Here is a 1,074-nt window from a genome sequence, read left to right as displayed (position 1 = left end):
ACTGGTGCGTTCCGCTTGCCCGGTTCGATCCCGGGTTCGGTGAGCCAGTTCATGTGCTCGATCCATGCGGCGGCGGCGACGTGCGAGCGGGGAACGACGAAGTTGCGTGGCGGCAGGGCGAGGTCATGCGACACAGCCACCATGACGTAGTACTCCCGCTGGTGCTGGCTCGGCCCCTGCGACTTCGATCCGAGCGGCCAGCTGATCGACCTCCACGCCGACCCACGCGCCGTCTTCACCTGGATCTCGACCATCCGACGGTTATCCGGGTCGGCAAGCACGGCGAGGATGTCTGTGCGTTCCAGACCGTCATGAGTCAGTGCCGGCGCCCAGCCACGTCGGGCCAGCTCCGCCGCAGCGTGATGCTCCCCGATGGTCTTCGTCTGCTTGGTATCCGCCACAGCTTCGAGGCTACCGAGGAGATCGGACAGCATAATGGACGTATGGCTATGCCCGAGACCGACCTGCTGCGCATCGGCCGCTGGTGCCGTGAACGCGTGCCCGAGCACCTGTGGGATCAGGTGAGAGTAGAAGCCGAGATCGCCGACCGGCACGTCACGATCATCGAGACGCGGCCGCCGTGGGACGGGCAGGGCGACTGGACGCGGTTCCCGGTCGCGCGCCTGCGATACACCGTCAAGACCGGCCAGTGGAGCATCTACTGGCGTGACCGGCACATGAAGTTCCACGAGTACACGAAGAGGCGCCCGACGAAGAACGTCCAGAGTCTGCTCGACTACATCGGCAGCCACCAGGATCCGATCTTCTGGGGCTGAGAGCTCCCACGGCCGTGTCGGTACTCACCGCTACGGTCGGGAGTATGAGCGAAGAGCAATGGGATGAAGCGGCCTTCCGCGCATCGATCCCGGCCGCGCGCGAGAAGGTTGAGTTTGCCGCAAGGTTCTGCGAGATCGGCCCCTCACAGCCCCGCTGGGATAGTCACCGTCCCGTCGTCGAGTTGATCTTCTATCTCTGCAAGCTCGACTACGACATCAAGGTGCTCCTGCTGCCTTCCTGACCGATTGAAGCGCCCTGGGTTTGTTGGAGACTCCTGACCTTGGAAACGAGGATGGA

General features: G+C 64.0%; 3 protein-coding genes. 2 read left to right on the top strand and 1 reads right to left on the bottom strand.

Annotated features, from left to right (window positions below):
- A partial coding sequence (locus ACFWJO_RS40760) for a hypothetical protein (RefSeq protein WP_386873443.1) occupies window positions 1-401 on the bottom strand: 401 nt, incomplete at its 3' end.
- 42 nt (window positions 402-443) lie between these two features.
- Between ACFWJO_RS40760 and ACFWJO_RS40755 the strand changes: the two genes are divergently transcribed.
- Together ACFWJO_RS40755 and ACFWJO_RS40750 are read left to right on the top strand one after the other, a co-directional pair.
- A complete protein-coding gene (locus ACFWJO_RS40755; RefSeq protein ID WP_036315702.1) occupies window positions 444-776 on the top strand; it encodes a DUF3024 domain-containing protein in 333 nt (110 codons plus the stop codon).
- Window positions 777-820: 44 nt separating this feature from the next.
- Window positions 821-1,018 carry a hypothetical protein gene (locus ACFWJO_RS40750; protein WP_010078466.1) on the top strand — a complete coding sequence of 66 codons (198 nt, stop codon included), beginning with the start codon at window positions 821-823 and terminating at the stop codon, window positions 1,016-1,018.
- Window positions 1,019-1,074: the final 56 nt, after the last annotated feature.

This window comes from Streptomyces sp. NPDC127092 (assembly GCF_042722475.1).
GTDB lineage: Bacteria > Actinomycetota > Actinomycetes > Streptomycetales > Streptomycetaceae > Streptomyces.
Note: the sequence above shows the minus strand (reverse complement) of the source record. Positions and strands in the feature narration are given on the sequence as shown.